12 protein-coding genes are annotated in these 15,338 nt (G+C 75.6%); 11 read left to right on the forward strand and 1 reads right to left on the reverse strand.

The window, feature by feature from the left end; genetic code table 11:
- Positions 1 to 2: 2 nt before the first annotated feature.
- Positions 3 to 1,223 carry an MFS transporter gene (locus tag LPA27_RS10160; protein WP_416383239.1) on the reverse strand — a complete coding sequence of 407 codons (1,221 nt, stop codon included), beginning with the start codon at positions 1,221 to 1,223 and terminating at the stop codon, positions 3 to 5.
- Between the two features lie 51 nt (positions 1,224 to 1,274).
- Between LPA27_RS10160 and LPA27_RS10165 the strand changes: the two genes are divergently transcribed.
- The 11 genes from LPA27_RS10165 (at position 1,275) to LPA27_RS10215 (ending at position 15,248) form a co-directional block, all read left to right on the forward strand.
- Positions 1,275 to 2,480: a winged helix DNA-binding domain-containing protein gene (locus LPA27_RS10165; RefSeq protein ID WP_228942346.1), complete on the forward strand. Its 1,206-nt coding sequence runs from the start codon at positions 1,275 to 1,277 to the stop codon at positions 2,478 to 2,480.
- A 19-nt stretch (positions 2,481 to 2,499) separates the two neighbouring features.
- Positions 2,500 to 3,231, forward strand: coding sequence for a TIGR03936 family radical SAM-associated protein (locus LPA27_RS10170; protein WP_228942347.1), 732 nt, complete (start codon positions 2,500 to 2,502; stop codon positions 3,229 to 3,231).
- A gap of 362 nt (positions 3,232 to 3,593) precedes the next feature.
- On the forward strand, positions 3,594 to 7,310 hold the full coding sequence (locus LPA27_RS10175) for an Rne/Rng family ribonuclease (RefSeq protein ID WP_267477204.1): 3,717 nt from the start codon (positions 3,594 to 3,596) through the stop codon (positions 7,308 to 7,310).
- A gap of 216 nt (positions 7,311 to 7,526) precedes the next feature.
- Positions 7,527 to 7,835 carry a 50S ribosomal protein L21 gene (gene rplU, locus LPA27_RS10180; RefSeq protein ID WP_056863758.1) on the forward strand — a complete coding sequence of 103 codons (309 nt, stop codon included), beginning with the start codon at positions 7,527 to 7,529 and terminating at the stop codon, positions 7,833 to 7,835.
- Positions 7,836 to 7,882: 47 nt separating this feature from the next.
- Positions 7,883 to 8,137 carry a 50S ribosomal protein L27 gene (rpmA, locus tag LPA27_RS10185; RefSeq protein WP_056863759.1) on the forward strand — a complete coding sequence of 85 codons (255 nt, stop codon included), beginning with the start codon at positions 7,883 to 7,885 and terminating at the stop codon, positions 8,135 to 8,137.
- A 125-nt stretch (positions 8,138 to 8,262) separates the two neighbouring features.
- Entirely contained in the window at positions 8,263 to 9,807 is a 1,545-nt protein-coding gene (gene obgE / locus LPA27_RS10190) for a GTPase ObgE (protein WP_056863760.1), read from the forward strand.
- Entirely contained in the window at positions 9,804 to 10,895 is a 1,092-nt protein-coding gene (gene proB, locus LPA27_RS10195; protein WP_228942348.1) for a glutamate 5-kinase, read from the forward strand. The genes obgE and proB overlap by 4 nt, the downstream gene beginning before the upstream one ends.
- A 62-nt stretch (positions 10,896 to 10,957) precedes the next feature.
- Positions 10,958 to 11,947 carry an endonuclease/exonuclease/phosphatase family protein gene (locus LPA27_RS10200; protein WP_228942349.1) on the forward strand — a complete coding sequence of 330 codons (990 nt, stop codon included), beginning with the start codon at positions 10,958 to 10,960 and terminating at the stop codon, positions 11,945 to 11,947.
- Between the two features lie 27 nt (positions 11,948 to 11,974).
- A complete protein-coding gene (locus LPA27_RS10205) occupies positions 11,975 to 13,147 on the forward strand; it encodes a cysteine desulfurase family protein (RefSeq protein WP_056903622.1) in 1,173 nt (390 codons plus the stop codon).
- Positions 13,144 to 14,253, forward strand: coding sequence for a tRNA 2-thiouridine(34) synthase MnmA (gene mnmA / locus LPA27_RS10210; RefSeq protein WP_228942350.1), 1,110 nt, complete (start codon positions 13,144 to 13,146; stop codon positions 14,251 to 14,253). The genes LPA27_RS10205 and mnmA overlap by 4 nt, the downstream gene beginning before the upstream one ends.
- Entirely contained in the window at positions 14,250 to 15,248 is a 999-nt protein-coding gene (locus tag LPA27_RS10215; protein ID WP_228942351.1) for a methionine synthase, read from the forward strand. Before mnmA ends, LPA27_RS10215 begins: the two co-directional genes overlap by 4 nt.
- Positions 15,249 to 15,338: the final 90 nt, after the last annotated feature.

Genomic DNA, 15,338 nt, shown 5'->3' on the forward strand with positions numbered 1-15,338 from the left:
GCTCACTGTAGGGCGCGGCGCGCCGGCGGGAGGGCGTCCTCGAGAAACACCGGACGGGCGACGTAGGCCCCCAGGACGGCCATGGGGAGCACGAGCGCGGTGAGCACGAGCAGCGGCACGGTCCAGCCCCCGGTGGCCTCGTTGAGCAGCCCCACGGCGAAGGGGCCGAGGGCGGCGAGCAGGTAGCCGACCGACTGGCTGAAGGCCGAGAGCGCCGCCGTGCCCTCGGGGGTCCGGGCGCGCAGCCCGATGAGCGTGAGCACGAGGGGGAAGGTGCAGGCGCCGACGCCGGCGACGACGGCCCACAGCGGCGCGGTCCACCACGGGCTCAGCACCATGCCCAGGTAGGCGACGGGGTAGGTGCCGATCACCCCCAGCAGCAGGGTGCGCGGTCGGGAGGTGGTCGCCATCAGCCGCGGCAGCCACAGCGACAGCGGGATGCCGGTGCCGGCCAGCAGGCCCACCAGCGCCCCCGCGGCGGTCGGCGACCAGCCGGCGTCGCGCCACAGCTGGGCGAACCAGCCGAAGATCGCGTAGGCCTGGAGCGCCTGGAGCCCGAAGCAGCCCGCCATCGCCCAGCCCAGTCGCGTGCGGGCGACGTCGAGGAAGGACACGCGCGAGCCGACGCGCTCGACCGCGCGGTCGCGTCGCACCAGCGCGACCCACGGCAGCGTCGCGATCACCGCCAGCAGGGCCCACGTGCCCAGGCCCCAGCGGAAGCCGCCGCCCGCCTCGGAGATCGGCACGGTGAGGGTCAGCGCGAGGGTGAGCCCCACGGCGAGGGCGGCGGTGTAGAGCGAGGTGACCGGTCCGATGCGGTCGGGGAAGTGCAGCTTGACCAGCGACGGCAGCAGCACGTTGGCCATCGCCATGCCGCCCACCGCGAGCAGGGAGGCGGCCAGGAACACCACGTCGTCGTCGGTCAGCACCCGCGCCACCAGCCCGGCCGCCGCGGCGAGCAGGGTGAGCAGGGTGGTGCGGTGCAGTCCGACGCGCGCCGCCGTGGCCGGTGCGAGGGCACCGAGCACGGCGAAGGCCAGCACCGGCAGCGAGGTGAGCAGGCTGGCCTCGCCGGCCCCGAGGCCGAGACCGCTCCTGACCTCGGCCAGCACCGGGCCGACGCTCACGGCGGCGGGGCGCAGGTTGAGCGCCAGCAGCAGCACGCCCACGAGGACGAGGGGCACGGTGCGGGTGACGGGTCCGGGGCTGCTCACCGGGCCCATGCTGGCACCGCACCCACGACGTACGACGGGCGGTGGGGGCAGGATGGGGTCGTGCTCCACGTGAGCGACCGGCAGCGTCGCGACCGCATCGCCCTGCGCCACGGCATCGACCCGGTGCGGCGTCGCGCCGACGCCGAGGACGCCACCCGTGCGGTCGCGGTGCTCCACGCCACCGAGCCCGCCACGGTGCACCTGTCGCTGCAGGCGCGGGTCGACGGGCTGCGTCGCTCCGACGTGGAGCGCGCGCTCCACGAGGAGCGCGTGCTGGTCAAGCAGCTGGCGATGCGCCGGACCCTCTTCGTGCTGCCGCGCGACCTGCTCCCCGCGGCCTGGGGGAGCGCCTCCGCACGGGTGGCCGGCACCGAGCGGGCGCGCCTGGCCAAGGACGCCGAGGCCCACGGCCTGGCGGACCCGGGCGCGGGCGCCGCCTGGGTCGAGCGTGCACGCCGGGAGGTGCTCGGCGTGGTGGCGGGCTCCGTGGAGGGTCGGCAGGCGGCCGAGGTCAGGTCCGCCGTGCCGGCGCTGGCGGCGCCGTCGCCCGTGGCGGGCGCGCCCTCGTCGTCGGTGTCCCCGACGGTGAGCCGGCTCCTGACCCTGCTGGGCGCCGAGGCCGAGGTGGTGCGGGGGGTCAACACGGGTCACTGGCGCGTCTCCCGGCCGCGCTGGGCGCCGATGGCGGCGTGGCTGGGGGAGGAGCCCCGACCGTGGTCGGCCTCCGACGGCTGGGCCGAGCTGGTGCGCCGCTGGCTCGGCGCCTTCGGGCCGGGCACCGAGGCCGACCTGGTGTGGTGGCTGGGCGCGACCAAGGGCATCGTGCGGGCGGCGCTCGCGCGCCTCGAGGCCGTGGAGGTCGCGCTCGACGGCGGGGCCACCGGATGGCTGCTCCCCGACGACGACCTCCTCGACCACCCGCTCGACGGGGCCCGGGGCCAGGAGGTCGGGCCCTGGGCGGCGCTGCTGCCCGTGCTCGACCCCACGGTCATGGGCTGGAAGGAGCGCGCCTTCTACCTCGGCCCTCACCGCGACGCGCTCTTCGACCGCAACGGCAACGCCGGCACCACCGCGTGGTGGGACGGTCGCGTCGTGGGCTGCTGGGTGCAGGACGAGGCGGGCCGCGTGCTCGTGCGCCTGCTCGAGGAGGTCCCCGCCGCCGGGCGCGCCGCGCTGGGGACCGAGGCCGACCGGCTGTCCGACTGGCTCGCCGGTGAGCGCGTCGGCACGGTCTACCCCTCGCCGGCGATGCGGGCACCGGCCTGACCTCTCGTAGCCTGTGCGGGTGCGAGAGCAGCCCGAGCAGCAAGCCCCTCCGGTCCAGCGCCTGCGCATCCGCTACGCCAAGCGCGGACGCCTCCGCTTCACCAGCCACCGCGACTTCAGCCGCGCCTTCGAGCGCGCCGTCTTCCGCGCCCGCGTGCCGATGGCCTACTCCTCCGGCTTCAACCCCCACCCCCGCATCTCCTACGCAGGGGCAGCGCCGACGGGCTCCGCGAGCGAGGCGGAGTACCTCGAGATCGGGCTCGCCGAGGTCGTCGACGTCGCCGCGGTGCGGGCGTCGCTGGAGGAGGCGCTGCCCGACGGGCTCGACATCCTCGAGGTCGCGGTCTCTCCCGGGGGATCGCTCGCCGACCTCCTCCAGGCCAGCCACTGGCGCCTCGACGTCGCCGCGGAGGAGTCGGACGCCCGCGCTGCGGTCGAGGACTTCCTGGGGCAGGAGTCGGTGGAGGTCGAGCGGATGACCAAGAAGGGTCTGCGCACCTTCGACTGCCGCGCCGCCGTGCTCAGCCTCGAGGCCGGCCCCGTGACGGGTGCGGGCGTGGGGGCACGCTCGACGCTCGACCTGGTGCTGCGCCACGGCGTGCCCTCGGTGCGGCCCGACGACGTGCTCACCGGCCTGGCGGCCGTCGGCGGCCTCCAGGCGGGGCCCGCTCCGCTGCTGACCCGGCTGGCCCAGGGTCCGCTGGAGGAGTCGACCGGCACGGTCGGCGACCCGCTCGCAGCGCGGACATGACCTGGATCGACGGCCCGTGTGCGATACTCGCCACGGTCGTCGCACCGGTGGAACCTGCCGCGGACGACGACCCGACGACGTTCTCGCCGGCCCGCACTCTCGGGGTCGGCACAGTGGGTGCGACGTCGGCGCCAGACCGCGACGCGGCCCGGCAGGCTCGGTGACAGCGAGTCGGCCCCCGGCCCCGGGATCCTCCCGGGGCAGGCCCAGCGACCGCGGCAGGCGACGACGACGCGTCCAGTGACGCACCGCGGAGGGTGTCGCCGCCACCGAAGGCTTACGCGTCGTGCCCCGGACCTCCTGCGGGCCGACGTCTGACACGTCCGGGTCGCCAGTGCGCCGCCCGGGCAGAGGAGCACCACATGCCCGACGAGAACCTGGGCGAGGACGTCACCACCGACACGGGCGCCGACACGGCCCCCACCGTCACCGTGACGACCCGCAAGGCCGCGGCCAAGAAGACGACCGCGAAGAAGACGGCCGCCAAGAAGACCGCCGCCGACGCCCCCGCGAAGAAGGCCGCCGCCAAGAAGGCGCCGGCCAAGCGCACCACGAAGAAGGCGGCGGCCGCCGAGCCGTCGACCTCGGACCCGGCACCCGCCGACGTCGCCCCGGACGTGCCCGCCGAGGTGGCGGTCGACGCGCCTGCCGAGGCTCCGGGCGAGGCGCCCGCGGAGAAGCCGGCCAAGAAGGCCGCCGTCCGCAAGAGCGCCGCCAAGAAGGCGCCGGCCGCGAAGAAGGCCACCACCACGACCCGCACCCGCAAGAGCGCGGCGACCAGGGCCGCGGAGGCGGCCGCCGCCGAGGCGCCGGCGCCCGAGGCCGTCGTGACCGAGGCCCCGGTCGAGACGCCCGCCGAGACGCCCGCCGAGACGGCCGCCGAGACCGAGGTGGCCGCGGCGCCGGCCGTGCTCTTCCAGGCCCCCGACGCCGCGAAGGCCACCAAGGCGACCGTGACCCGCCGCACCCGTGGCAGGGCCGCGGCTCCCGTGCGGACCCAGCCCACCCCCGAGCCCGCTGCCGAGCCCACCGTCGCGGGGCCCACCGACGCGGAGACCCCGGTCGCGGAGACCCCGGCCGAGGTCGTGGCCGAGGCCCCCGACGAGGCGGGCACCGACGCCTCCGCGCGCACCCGCACCACGACGACCACGCGCAGCCGCGGTCGCAGCCGCTCGGCCGGCGGCACCCGCACCGCCGCGCCGCAGGAGGCGGCACCCGCGGAGGACGAGCTCGAGGCCGTCGCCGCCAGCGTGGCTCCCACCACCGGGCCCGCCGACGAGGCCGACACCGCCCGGGGCGGCGCCGACGCGTCGGCCGACGACACCGACGACGACGGCACCGACGACTCGGACGAGTCCGAGGACTCCGACGAGGACCGCTCCGAGGGCGGTGGCGGCCGACGTCGTCGCCGCCGCGGTGGCCGTCGGCGCCGCAAGTCCGGCGACGGGGGCTCCGGCCGCTCCGAGGACGACTCCGACGACGACTCCGAGGGCCAGGACGCCAGCGGCGACGCGGAGAGGGACTCCGACCAGGACGCCGACCAGGGCTCCGCCCGTGACGGCGGCCAGGGTCGCCAGGGCAACCGCGGCGGCAACCAGGGCGGAAACCAGGGCGGCAACCAGGGAGGCGGCCGCGGCGGTCAGCGCCAGGGTGGCGACACCGGCCCCCAGGAGCAGGACGCCAAGGACGACACCGAGTCCGGCGAGGGCTCCTCGCGCCGGCGTCGTCGCCGGCGCCGCTCGGGCGACGACGGGGGAGAGCACGGCGACGACCCCGACAACACCGTGACCCGGGTCCGCAAGCCGCGCTCGGCCGAGGACGAGATCACCGCGATCTCGGGCTCCACGCGCCTCGAGGCCAAGAAGCAGCGCCGCCGCGACGGCCGCGAGGCCGGTCGGCGCCGCGCGCCGATCGTGTCGGAGGCCGAGTTCCTGGCCCGTCGCGAGGCGGTCGACCGCACCATGGTCATCCGCCAGCGCGAGGACCTCACCCAGATCGGCGTGCTCGAGGACAAGGTGCTCGTCGAGCACTACGTCGCCCGTGAGTCGCAGACCTCGATCATTGGCAACGTCTACATCGGGCGCGTGCAGAACGTGCTGCCCTCGATGGAGGCCGCCTTCATCGACATCGGCAAGGGCCGCAACGCCGTCCTCTACGCCGGCGAGGTCAACTGGTCCGCGCTGGGCCACCGCGACGGCCAGCCCCGCAAGATCGAGTCGGTGCTGTCCTCGGGCCAGCCGGTCCTCGTGCAGGTCACCAAGGACCCGATCGGCCACAAGGGCGCCCGGCTCACCAGCCAGATCAGCCTGGCCGGCCGCTTCCTGGTCTACGTGCCCGACGGCACGACCAGCGGCATCTCCCGCAAGCTGCCCGACACCGAGCGCAACCGCCTCAAGACGCTGCTCAAGGAGATCGTGCCCGAGGGCGCCGGCGTCATCGTCCGCACCGCGGCCGAGGGTGCCTCCGAGGACGAGCTGACCCGTGACGTCGAGCGGCTCAAGGCGCGCTGGGAGGACATCGAGAAGAAGTCCAAGGGCAGCGCCCCCCAGCTGCTCTACGGAGAGCCCGACCTGACCCTCAAGGTGGTCCGCGACCTCTTCACCGAGGACTTCGCGACCCTGGTCATCCAGGGCGACGACGCCTGGGACACCGTGCAGAGCTACGTCTCGCACGTCGCCCCCGACCTCGCCGACCGCCTGCAGCGCTACGAGCCCGCCGAGCACAACGGCCACGACCTCTTCACGACCTACCGCGTCGACGAGCAGATCGCCAAGGGCCTCGACCGCAAGGTCTGGCTGCCCTCCGGCGGCTCGCTGGTCATCGACCGGACCGAGGCGATGACCGTCGTCGACGTCAACACCGGCAAGTTCACCGGCTCGGGCGGCAACCTCGAGGAGACCGTCACCAAGAACAACCTCGAGGCGGCCGAGGAGATCGTGCGCCAGCTCCGGCTGCGCGACATCGGCGGCATCATCGTCGTCGACTTCATCGACATGGTGCTGGAGTCCAACCGCGACCTCGTGCTGCGACGTCTCGTGGAGTGCCTCGGGCGCGACCGCACCCGCCACCAGGTCGCCGAGGTGACCTCGCTGGGCCTGGTGCAGATGACGCGCAAGCGCATCGGCACCGGACTGCTCGAGGCCTTCAGCGACAACTGCGAGCACTGCCAGGGTCGCGGGATCGTCACCCACGACGAGCCCGTCGAGCCCAAGCGCGACGACGAGGGTCGGCGCGGTGGCAACCGCAGCGGTGGCGGCAACGGCGGCGGTGGCAGTGGCAACGGCGGCGGCAACGACGGCGGCGGCCAGGGCGGACGTCGCTCGCGCGGCGGTCGCGGCCGCGGCCAGGACGACCAGGCCGAGCAGAGCGGCGGCCAGGGCGACGGGGGAGCCTCCAAGCCCCCCACCCCGCCCTCCCCGAAGGACATCGCGGCCATGGCGCGCCCGGAGCCCACCGAGACGGACGAGGCTCCGGTCGCCGCGGCACCCGAGCAGCCCGCACCCGAGCAGCCCGCACCCGAGTCGGCGACCGCCGAGCAGGCAGGCGCCGAGCAGCCCGCGGCCGAACAGACGACGGTGGTCACCCGCAGCCGTCGGCGCGGTGCGAGCCGCACGGCGCCCACGGTGACCGAGCCGGTCGCGGCCGAGGACCCCGTGGTCGCGCCGGTGGAGCCGACGCCGGCCCCGACGCCCGAGCCGGTGGCCCCGCCGGAGCCCGACGCGGTGAGCGAGGCCCAGGCCGCGCAGGCCCCCGCCACCACGGTGGTGACCCGCACCCGTCGTCGTACGGCGACGCGGCCCGCCTCAGCGCCCGAGCCGGCGCCGGCGGCGGAGCCCGCACCGCAGTCGGCCCCTGACCCCGACCCGGAGCCCGCGTCGGAGGCCGACCCGGAGCCGCCCGCGGCGCCGGCCGAGCCGACCGTCGTGACCCGCACGCGCACCCGCCGGGCCACCCGCCCTGCCGGCCCCCCTGCCGGCGAGACCGCCGGTGAGGCCGCTGGTGAGCAGGCCGGGGAGTCCTCGGAGGAGGGCTCGGCCGCGCACGTGCCGGTCAAGAAGAAGGGCACCCGCAAGCGCTGAGCCGGCCCGTCCGGCGCCACGGCCCGCCGGGGCGACACCGAATTGCTGTCGCCCCGGCGGGTCCGTACTATGGGTCCTCGGTGCGCTGATGCGTGCCCTTCTGTGTGGCACCACCCACGACGCCCGGCCGGTCAGGCCCGGTGCGGCGGCACGGGAGCCCCAGACCACCGACTTACCTGTCAACTGACACAGCACAACCCGACGAAGGAGACCGCGGTGTACGCGATCGTGCGCGCAGGCGCCAAGCAGCAGAAGGTTGCCGTGGGCGACGTCATCGAGATCGACAAGGTGACGACCGGGGTCGGCGAGACGCTGACGCTGCCCGTCGTCCTCGCCGTCGACGGCGAGAGCGTCACCTCCGACTCCTCGGCCCTCGACAAGGCTTCGGTGACCGTCGAGGTGCTCGGCGCCACCAAGGGCCCCAAGATCATCATCCAGAAGTACAAGAACAAGACCGGCTACAAGAAGCGCCAGGGTCACCGTCAGAAGTACACCCAGGTCAAGGTCACCGACATCTCCCTCTGAGCCTTCCCGGTCTCAGGCTTCCTGCAGCGCACACCAAAGGATTCGACATGGCACACAAGAAGGGCGCGGCGTCCACCAAGAACGGTCGCGACTCCAACTCCCAGCGCCTCGGCGTCAAGCGCTACGGCGGCCAGCTGGTCAACGCCGGCGAGATCATCGTGCGCCAGCGCGGCACCCACTTCCACCCGGGCAGCGGCGTCGGCCGCGGCGGCGACGACACCCTGTTCGCGCTGCAGGCCGGTGCGGTCGAGTTCGGCACGCGCCGTGGCCGTCGCGTCGTCAACATCGTCCCGGGCGAGTGAGCTGACGCTCCCACCTGGCACACCAGGCTCTTCCACGTTGGGCGTCCCGGACCTCCGGGGCGCCCTTCGTCGTCCGCACCACCCCTGAGCACCACCCCTGAGCAGCACCATCGAGAGAAGGCACCATGGCTGTCCCCACGTTCGTCGACCGGGTCACGCTGCACATCAGCGCAGGCCGGGGAGGCAACGGTGTGGCCTCGGTGCACCGTGAGAAGTTCAAGCCCCTCGGTGGCCCCGACGGCGGCAACGGGGGCCCCGGCGGCTCGGTGATCCTGCGGGTCGACCCCGACGTGACCACGCTGCTCGACTACCACCACAGCCCCAAGCGTCGCGCCGAGCACGGCGGGCACGGCGCCGGCGCCCACCGCAACGGCGGCCACGGCGCCGACCTCGTGCTGCCGGTGCCCGACGGCACCGTGGTGGCCGACCCGCGCGGCGAGGTGCTGGCCGACATGGTCGGACCCGGCACCGAGCTGGTCATCGCTCAGGGCGGGCGCGGTGGTCTCGGCAACGCCGCGCTGGCCTCCTCCAAGCGCAAGGCCCCCGGCTTCGCGCTGCTCGGTGAGCCCGGCGACGAGCTCGAGATCGTGCTCGAGCTCAAGGTCGTCGCCGACATCGGCCTCGTGGGCTTCCCCAGCGCCGGCAAGTCGAGCCTGATCGCCGCGATCTCGCGGGCGCGGCCCAAGATCGCCGACTACCCCTTCACCACCCTGGTGCCCAACCTGGGCGTCGTCACCGGCGGCGACACCACCTTCACCGTCGCCGACGTGCCCGGCCTCATCGAGGGCGCCAGCGAGGGCCGCGGCCTGGGCCACGACTTCCTGCGCCACATCGAGCGCTGCGCGGCGCTCGTGCACGTCATCGACACCGCCTCCATCGAGCCGGGTCGCAACCCCGTCGACGACCTCGACGTCATCGAGAACGAGCTGAGCCGCTACGGCGGCCTCGAGGACCGCCCGCGCCTGGTCGCGCTCAACAAGATCGACGTGCCCGACGGGCGCGACCTCTCCGACATCACCATCGACGACCTGCGCGAGCGCGGCCTGCGCGTCATCCCGATCTCCGCCGCCTCCGGCGAGGGCCTGCGCGAGCTGACCTTCGCGATGGCCGAGATCGTGGCCGCCGCGCGCGCCGCGAAGCCCGCGGTGGAGACCACCCGCATCGTGCTGCGGCCCCAGGGCGCCGACGGCAGCGGCGACTTCACCGTCTCCCAGACCGTCGACGGCTGGCGCGTGCGCGGCACGAAGCCCGAGCGGTGGGTGCGCCAGACGGACTTCAGCAACGACGAGGCCGTCGGCTTCCTCGCCGACCGCCTCGACCGGCTCGGCGTGGAGGAGAAGCTGCTGTCGATGGGCGCGCAGGAGGGCGACGCCGTGCTCATCGGCGACCCCGACAACGCCGTCGTCTTCGACTTCAAGCCCGGCATGGACGCCGGCGCCGAGATGCTCGGTCGCCGCGGCGAGGACCAGCGCATCGACCACTCCCGCCCGGCGGCCAGCCGCCGCCGCGAGATCGACGAGGCCATGGAGCACCGCGCCGAGGGCGAGACCCGCGCCGACGTGGCGCGCCGTCTCGACGCCGAGCGCAAGGGCCAGACCTACGGGCCCTCGTCGTACGAGATCGGCGGGAGCGAGGACCCGGACTGGTCCGAGCAGGACCCCGGCCGGTGAGCAGCGGCGCCGGTCGCGAGGTCGTGCTGGCCGCGCGCCGGATCGTGGTCAAGGTCGGCTCGTCGTCGCTGACCACCGCCGCCGGCGGGATCGACCCCGAGCGGGTCCGTGCCCTGGTCGACGCGCTGGCCGCCGCCCGCGCCCGCGGCGCCGAGGTGGTGCTGGTGTCCTCAGGGGCCATCGCCGCCGGCCTGGCGCCGCTGGGCCTGGCCCGTCGTCCGCGCGGCCTGGCGGCCCAGCAGGCCGCCGCGGCGGTCGGCCAGGGCCTGCTGGTGCACCGCTACACCGAGGAGCTGCGCCGCCACGACCTCACCGCGGGCCAGGTGCTGCTCACCGCCGACGACGTCACCCGGCGCTCGCACTACCGCAACGCCTACCAGACCTTCGCCAAGCTCCTCGAGCTCGGTGTGCTGCCGATCGTCAACGAGAACGACACGGTGGCGACCTCGGAGATCCGCTTCGGCGACAACGACCGCCTCGCCGCCCTGGTCGCCCACCTCGTGCACGCCGACCTGCTCGTGCTGCTCTCCGACGTCGACGGGCTCTACGACGCCGACCCCCGCGAGCCCGGCAGCGCGCTGGTGCCGGAGGTCCACGGACTCGACGACCTCGGCGGGGTGCGGATCGGGTCCACCGGCGCCGCGGGCGTCGGCACCGGCGGCATGGAGACCAAGGTCGAGGCCGCCCGCATCGCCACCGGCGCCGGCATCCCGGTGGTGCTGACCTCCGCGGCCCGGGCCGGCGAGGCCGTCGCCGGCGAGCCCGTCGGCACGCTCTTCCACAGCACCGGCAGGCGCCGCCCGACCCGGCTGCTGTGGCTGGCCCACGCCACCGAGCCCCGCGGCACCCTCGTGCTCGACGCCGGCGCCGTGCGCGCGGTGGTCGAGCGCCGCGCCTCGCTGCTGGCCGCCGGGGTCACCGGTCACACCGGGGTCTTCCACGCCGGCGACCCGGTCGACCTCGTCGACCCCGAGGGCCGCCCGGTGGCCCGCGGGCTGGTGAACTTCGACGCCACGGAGGTGCCCGGGCTGCTCGGACGCTCCTACGAGCGCGAGCTCGTGCACCGCGACGCCCTCGTCGTGCTCTGAGCACCCACCGGCCCACGTCGCCGGTTCAGGTCGGGCTGGGGGCCGTTGCTACCTTCGGCCCCGTGCGGTGGCGAGGCGCGGTGTGGTGGCTCCTGCTGGTGGCGACCCTCGGGCCCGCCCTGCTGCTCACCGCGCTGAGGTCCACCGACCCGAGCCCCGGCTGGGCGGTGCAGGCGGTCGCCTTCACCCCCGTCGCGCTGCCCCTGTACGCCGCAGCCCTGCTGCTCCTGCTGGGCCGGGCGCTCACCGGCGGCCGCAGCGGCCGCCGCGGCCCGGCCGTGGTCGCGGCCCTCGTGGTGCTCGGCCTCGGGGGGCTGCACGCCTGGTGGTGGTCGCCGCTGGTCGCGGGCACGCCGCCCGACGCGGGCGACGGTGCGCGGGTGACGGTGATGACGGCCAACCTGCTCAAGGGGCGGGCCGACGGTGCCGAGGTCGTGCGCGCGGCGGTCGACAACGACGTCGACGTGCTGGTGCTGGAGGAGGTCACCGACGACGCGCTGGCCGACATGGAGCGCGCCGGGCTCGACGAGCTGCTGCCCGAGCGGATCGGCGAGACCGGTGCCTCGATCGACGGCACGATGGTGCTGTCGCGGGCGCCGCTGGGCGAGGCGACCGCGGCGGACACCTTCACCCAGACCTGGGGCGTCGAGGTCGACCTCGGGGCCGCGACCGTGCGGCTGCTGGCCGTGCACCCAGCCGCCCCGGTCGACCCCGAGCGCTGGCACGCCGACCTCGACCTGCTGCGCGACGTCGCCCGCGACGCCGACGCCGACGTCGTCGTCGGCGACTTCAACGCCACCCTCGACCACGCGCCGATGCGCCGCCTCCTCGACGACGGCTACGCCGACGCGGCCGCCGAGACCAACGCCGGCTGGCAGCCCACCTGGCCGGCCAACGGGCTGTTCCCGGTGCTCGGGGTGCCGTTGCCGACCTCGGTGGCGATCGACCACGTGCTGGTGGGCGAGGACGTGCTGGCCCTCGACACCCGCACCGTGGAGATCGGGGGCACCGACCACCTCGCCCTCGTGGCCGACCTCGTGGTCGTGGGCTGAGCGGCCCCGCCGTACCCTGGGAGGGACATGACCGCCACTCCCGTCTACCTCGACCACGCCGCCACCACCCCGATGGTGCCGGCCGCGATCGAGACGATGACGCGGCACCTGGCCGACGTGGGCAACCCCAGCTCGCTGCACGCCTCGGGCCGCCACGCCCGGCGCGTGGTGGAGGAGGCCCGCGAGCAGATCGCGCACGCGGTGGGCTGCCGGCCCGGCGAGGTCGTCTTCACCTCCGGCGGCACCGAGGCCGACAACCTCGCGGTCAAGGGCATCTTCTGGTCGCGCCGCAGCGCCGACCCGCGCCGCGTGCGGGTGCTGGCCACCGCGGTGGAGCACCACGCGGTGCTCGACCCGGTGCACTGGCTGGGGGAGCACGAGGGCGCCGAGGTCGAGCTGCTCGCGGTCGACCGCGAGGGCCGGGTCGACCTCGACGCCCTGCGCGCCACCATCGAGCGCGACCCCGCCTCGGTGGCGTTGGTGTCGGTGATGTGGGGCAACAACGAGGTCGGCACCCTGCAGCCGGTGGCCGAGGTCGTCGCGCTCGCAGCGCCCCACGGCATCCCCGTGCACAGCGACGCCGTGCAGGCCCTCGGCGCGGTGCCGCTGGACTTCGCGGCCTCCGGGCTCGACGCGATGACCGTCACGGGTCACAAGGTCGGCGGCCCCTACGGCGTGGGCGCGCTGCTGGTGCGCCGCCAGGTCGAGGTGACCGCCCTGGTGCACGGCGGCGGGCAGGAGCGCGACATCCGCAGCGGCACCATCGACACCCCCGCGATCGCGGGCTTCGCCACCGCGGTCGCGCACGCCGTGGAGCACCAGGCCGCCCACGCGGAGCGGGTGGCGGCCCTGCGCGACCGTCTCGTGGCCGGCCTGCTGGCCGCCGTGCCCGAGGCGGTGCTCAACGGCGACCCGGTCGAGCGGCTGCCCGGCAACGCCCACCTGTCCTTCCCCGGCTGCGAGGGCGACTCGCTGCTCATGCTGCTCGACGCGCGCGGCATCGAGTGCTCCACCGGCTCGGCCTGCTCGGCCGGCGTGCCGCAGGCCTCCCACGTGCTGCTGGCCATGGGCCACCCCGACGACGAGGCCCGCAGCTCGCTGCGCTTCTCCCTGGGCCACACCTCCACCGACGCCGACGTCGACGCGGTGCTGGAGGCCATCGGCCCCGTCGTGGCGCGGGCCCGGGCGGCGCGGCTGTGAAGGTCCTCGCCGCCATGTCGGGCGGCGTCGACTCCGCGGTGGCCGCGGCCCGCGCGGCCGAGGCGGGCCACGACGTCACCGGCATCCACCTCGCGCTGTCGCGCAACCCGGCGTCGTACCGCTCGGGCGCGCGCGGCTGCTGCACCATCGAGGACGCCAACGACGCCCGCCGCGCCGCCGACGTGATCGGCATCCCGTTCTACGTCTGGGACCTCTCCGAGCGCTTCCACGCCGACGTGGTCGAGGACTTCATGGACGAGTACGCCGCCGGCCGCACGCCCAACCCGTGCCTGCGGTGCAACGAGCGGATCAAGTTCGCCGCCGTGCTCGACCGGGCCCTCGCGCTGGGCTTCGACGCCGTCGCCACCGGCCACTACGCGCAGCTGCGCACGGGCACCGACGGGCTGGTGGAGATGCACCGCGCCGCCGACGCCGGCAAGGACCAGTCCTACGTGCTCGGGGTGCTCGACCAGCAGCAGCTGGCCCACTCCCTCTTCCCCCTCGGCGACACCCCCAAGCCCGCGGTGCGCGCCGAGGCGGAGCGACGCGGTCTGCTCGTGGCCGACAAGCCCGACAGCCACGACATCTGCTTCGTCGCCGACGGCGACAACGCCGGCTGGCTGCGCGAGAAGCTCGGCGACCGCGCGCCCAACCACGGCGGCGCCATCGTCGACGACGCCACGGGGGAGGAGCTGGGCCGCCACGACGGCACGGTCGGCTTCACCATCGGCCAGCGCAAGGGACTGCGGCTCGGGGTGCCCGCCCCCGACGGGCGGCCGCGCTTCGTGCTCGACATCGAGCCGGTGGAGGGCACGGTGCGAGTCGGGCCGCGCGAGCGGCTCGCGGTGAGCGCCCTGGAGGCCGACCGCCCCCGCTGGTGCGGCACCGTGCCGCGGGTGCTGGAGGGCCCCGAGGTCACCGTGCAGCTGCGCGCCCACGGCGCCGAGCACCGCGCCCGGGTCGAGGTGCACGACGGCGACCGGGTGCGCGTCGAGCTGCTCGACCACGCCTCCGGCATCGCCCCCGGCCAGGCCGCGGTCTTCTACGACGGCACCCGCGTCGTCGGCTCGGCCACCATCACCGCCACGACCCGGGTCGCCGCATGACCGCCGCCACCGGCATCGGCTCGATGCCCGGCGACGACGCCGCCGCCGTCGCCGAGGCGACGCGCACCGTGCTCGACAGCCTCCCCGACCTGCCCCACCTCGTGGAGCTGCCCGGCCGCGGCGCCACCGCCTCGATGACCGGGCGCGGCCTCGCGGTGCTGGCCGAGCTGGGGGCCGACCTCCAGCCCGCCGGCTGGCGCCTGACCGGCGGCGGCGCCGGGGTCGACCACCGGCGCGCCCGCAGCCTGCTCGCCCAGGACCTCGACGTGCTGGAGGAGCAGGCCCAGGGCCTGACGGGCGCCTTCAAGATCCAGGTGGCCGGGCCGTGGACCCTGGCCGCGACCGTGGAGCGTCCCCGCGGCGACAAGCTGCTGGCCGACGCCGGTGCGCGCCGCGAGCTGGCCCAGGCGCTGGCCGAGGGCGTGCGCGACCACGTGCGCGACGTGCGGCGGCGCCTGCCCGACGTCACCCGGCTCGTCGTGCAGGTCGACGAGCCCGCGCTGGCCGCGGTGCTCGACGCCCGGGTGCCCACCGCCTCTGGCTTCGGCCGCCACCGCACCGTGCACCCGCCCGAGGCCTCCGACGCCCTCGGCTGGGTGCTCGGGGCCGCGACCGAGGCGGGCGGCGAGGCGTGGGTGCACACCTGCGCCGCCGGCACACCTCTCGGACTCCTGCGCGGCGCCGGGGCCCGCGGCCTCGCCGTCGACCTGTCGCTGATGACCGCCGCCGACCACGACGCCCTCGGCGAGGCGCTCGAGGCCGGCGACAGCGTCGTGCTCGGGGTCGTGCCGACCACGGCCGCCGCCGGGCCCGAGGCGGGGGAGAGGGCGCTCGTCGAGCGGGTCGAGCGCTGGCTCGACATGCTGGGGATCGACCCCGGCACCGTCTCCGGGCAGCTGCTGGTCAGCCCGGCCTGCGGCCTCGCCGGCGCCGACGTCGCGTGGTCGCGCCGCGCGCTGGCCCTGTCGAGCAACACCGCGCGCCGCCTGAGCTGAGGGCTCCGCCGTACCCGGGCCGCCGCACCTGGGGCGCACGGGCACCGACGCCACGGGCCCGGTCACCGAGGTGACCGGGCCCGTGGCGTC

Origin of the sequence: Nocardioides sp. Leaf374 (assembly GCF_916862475.1) — a bacterium.
In the GTDB taxonomy this organism is placed as follows: Bacteria; Actinomycetota; Actinomycetes; order Propionibacteriales; family Nocardioidaceae; genus Nocardioides; species Nocardioides kribbensis.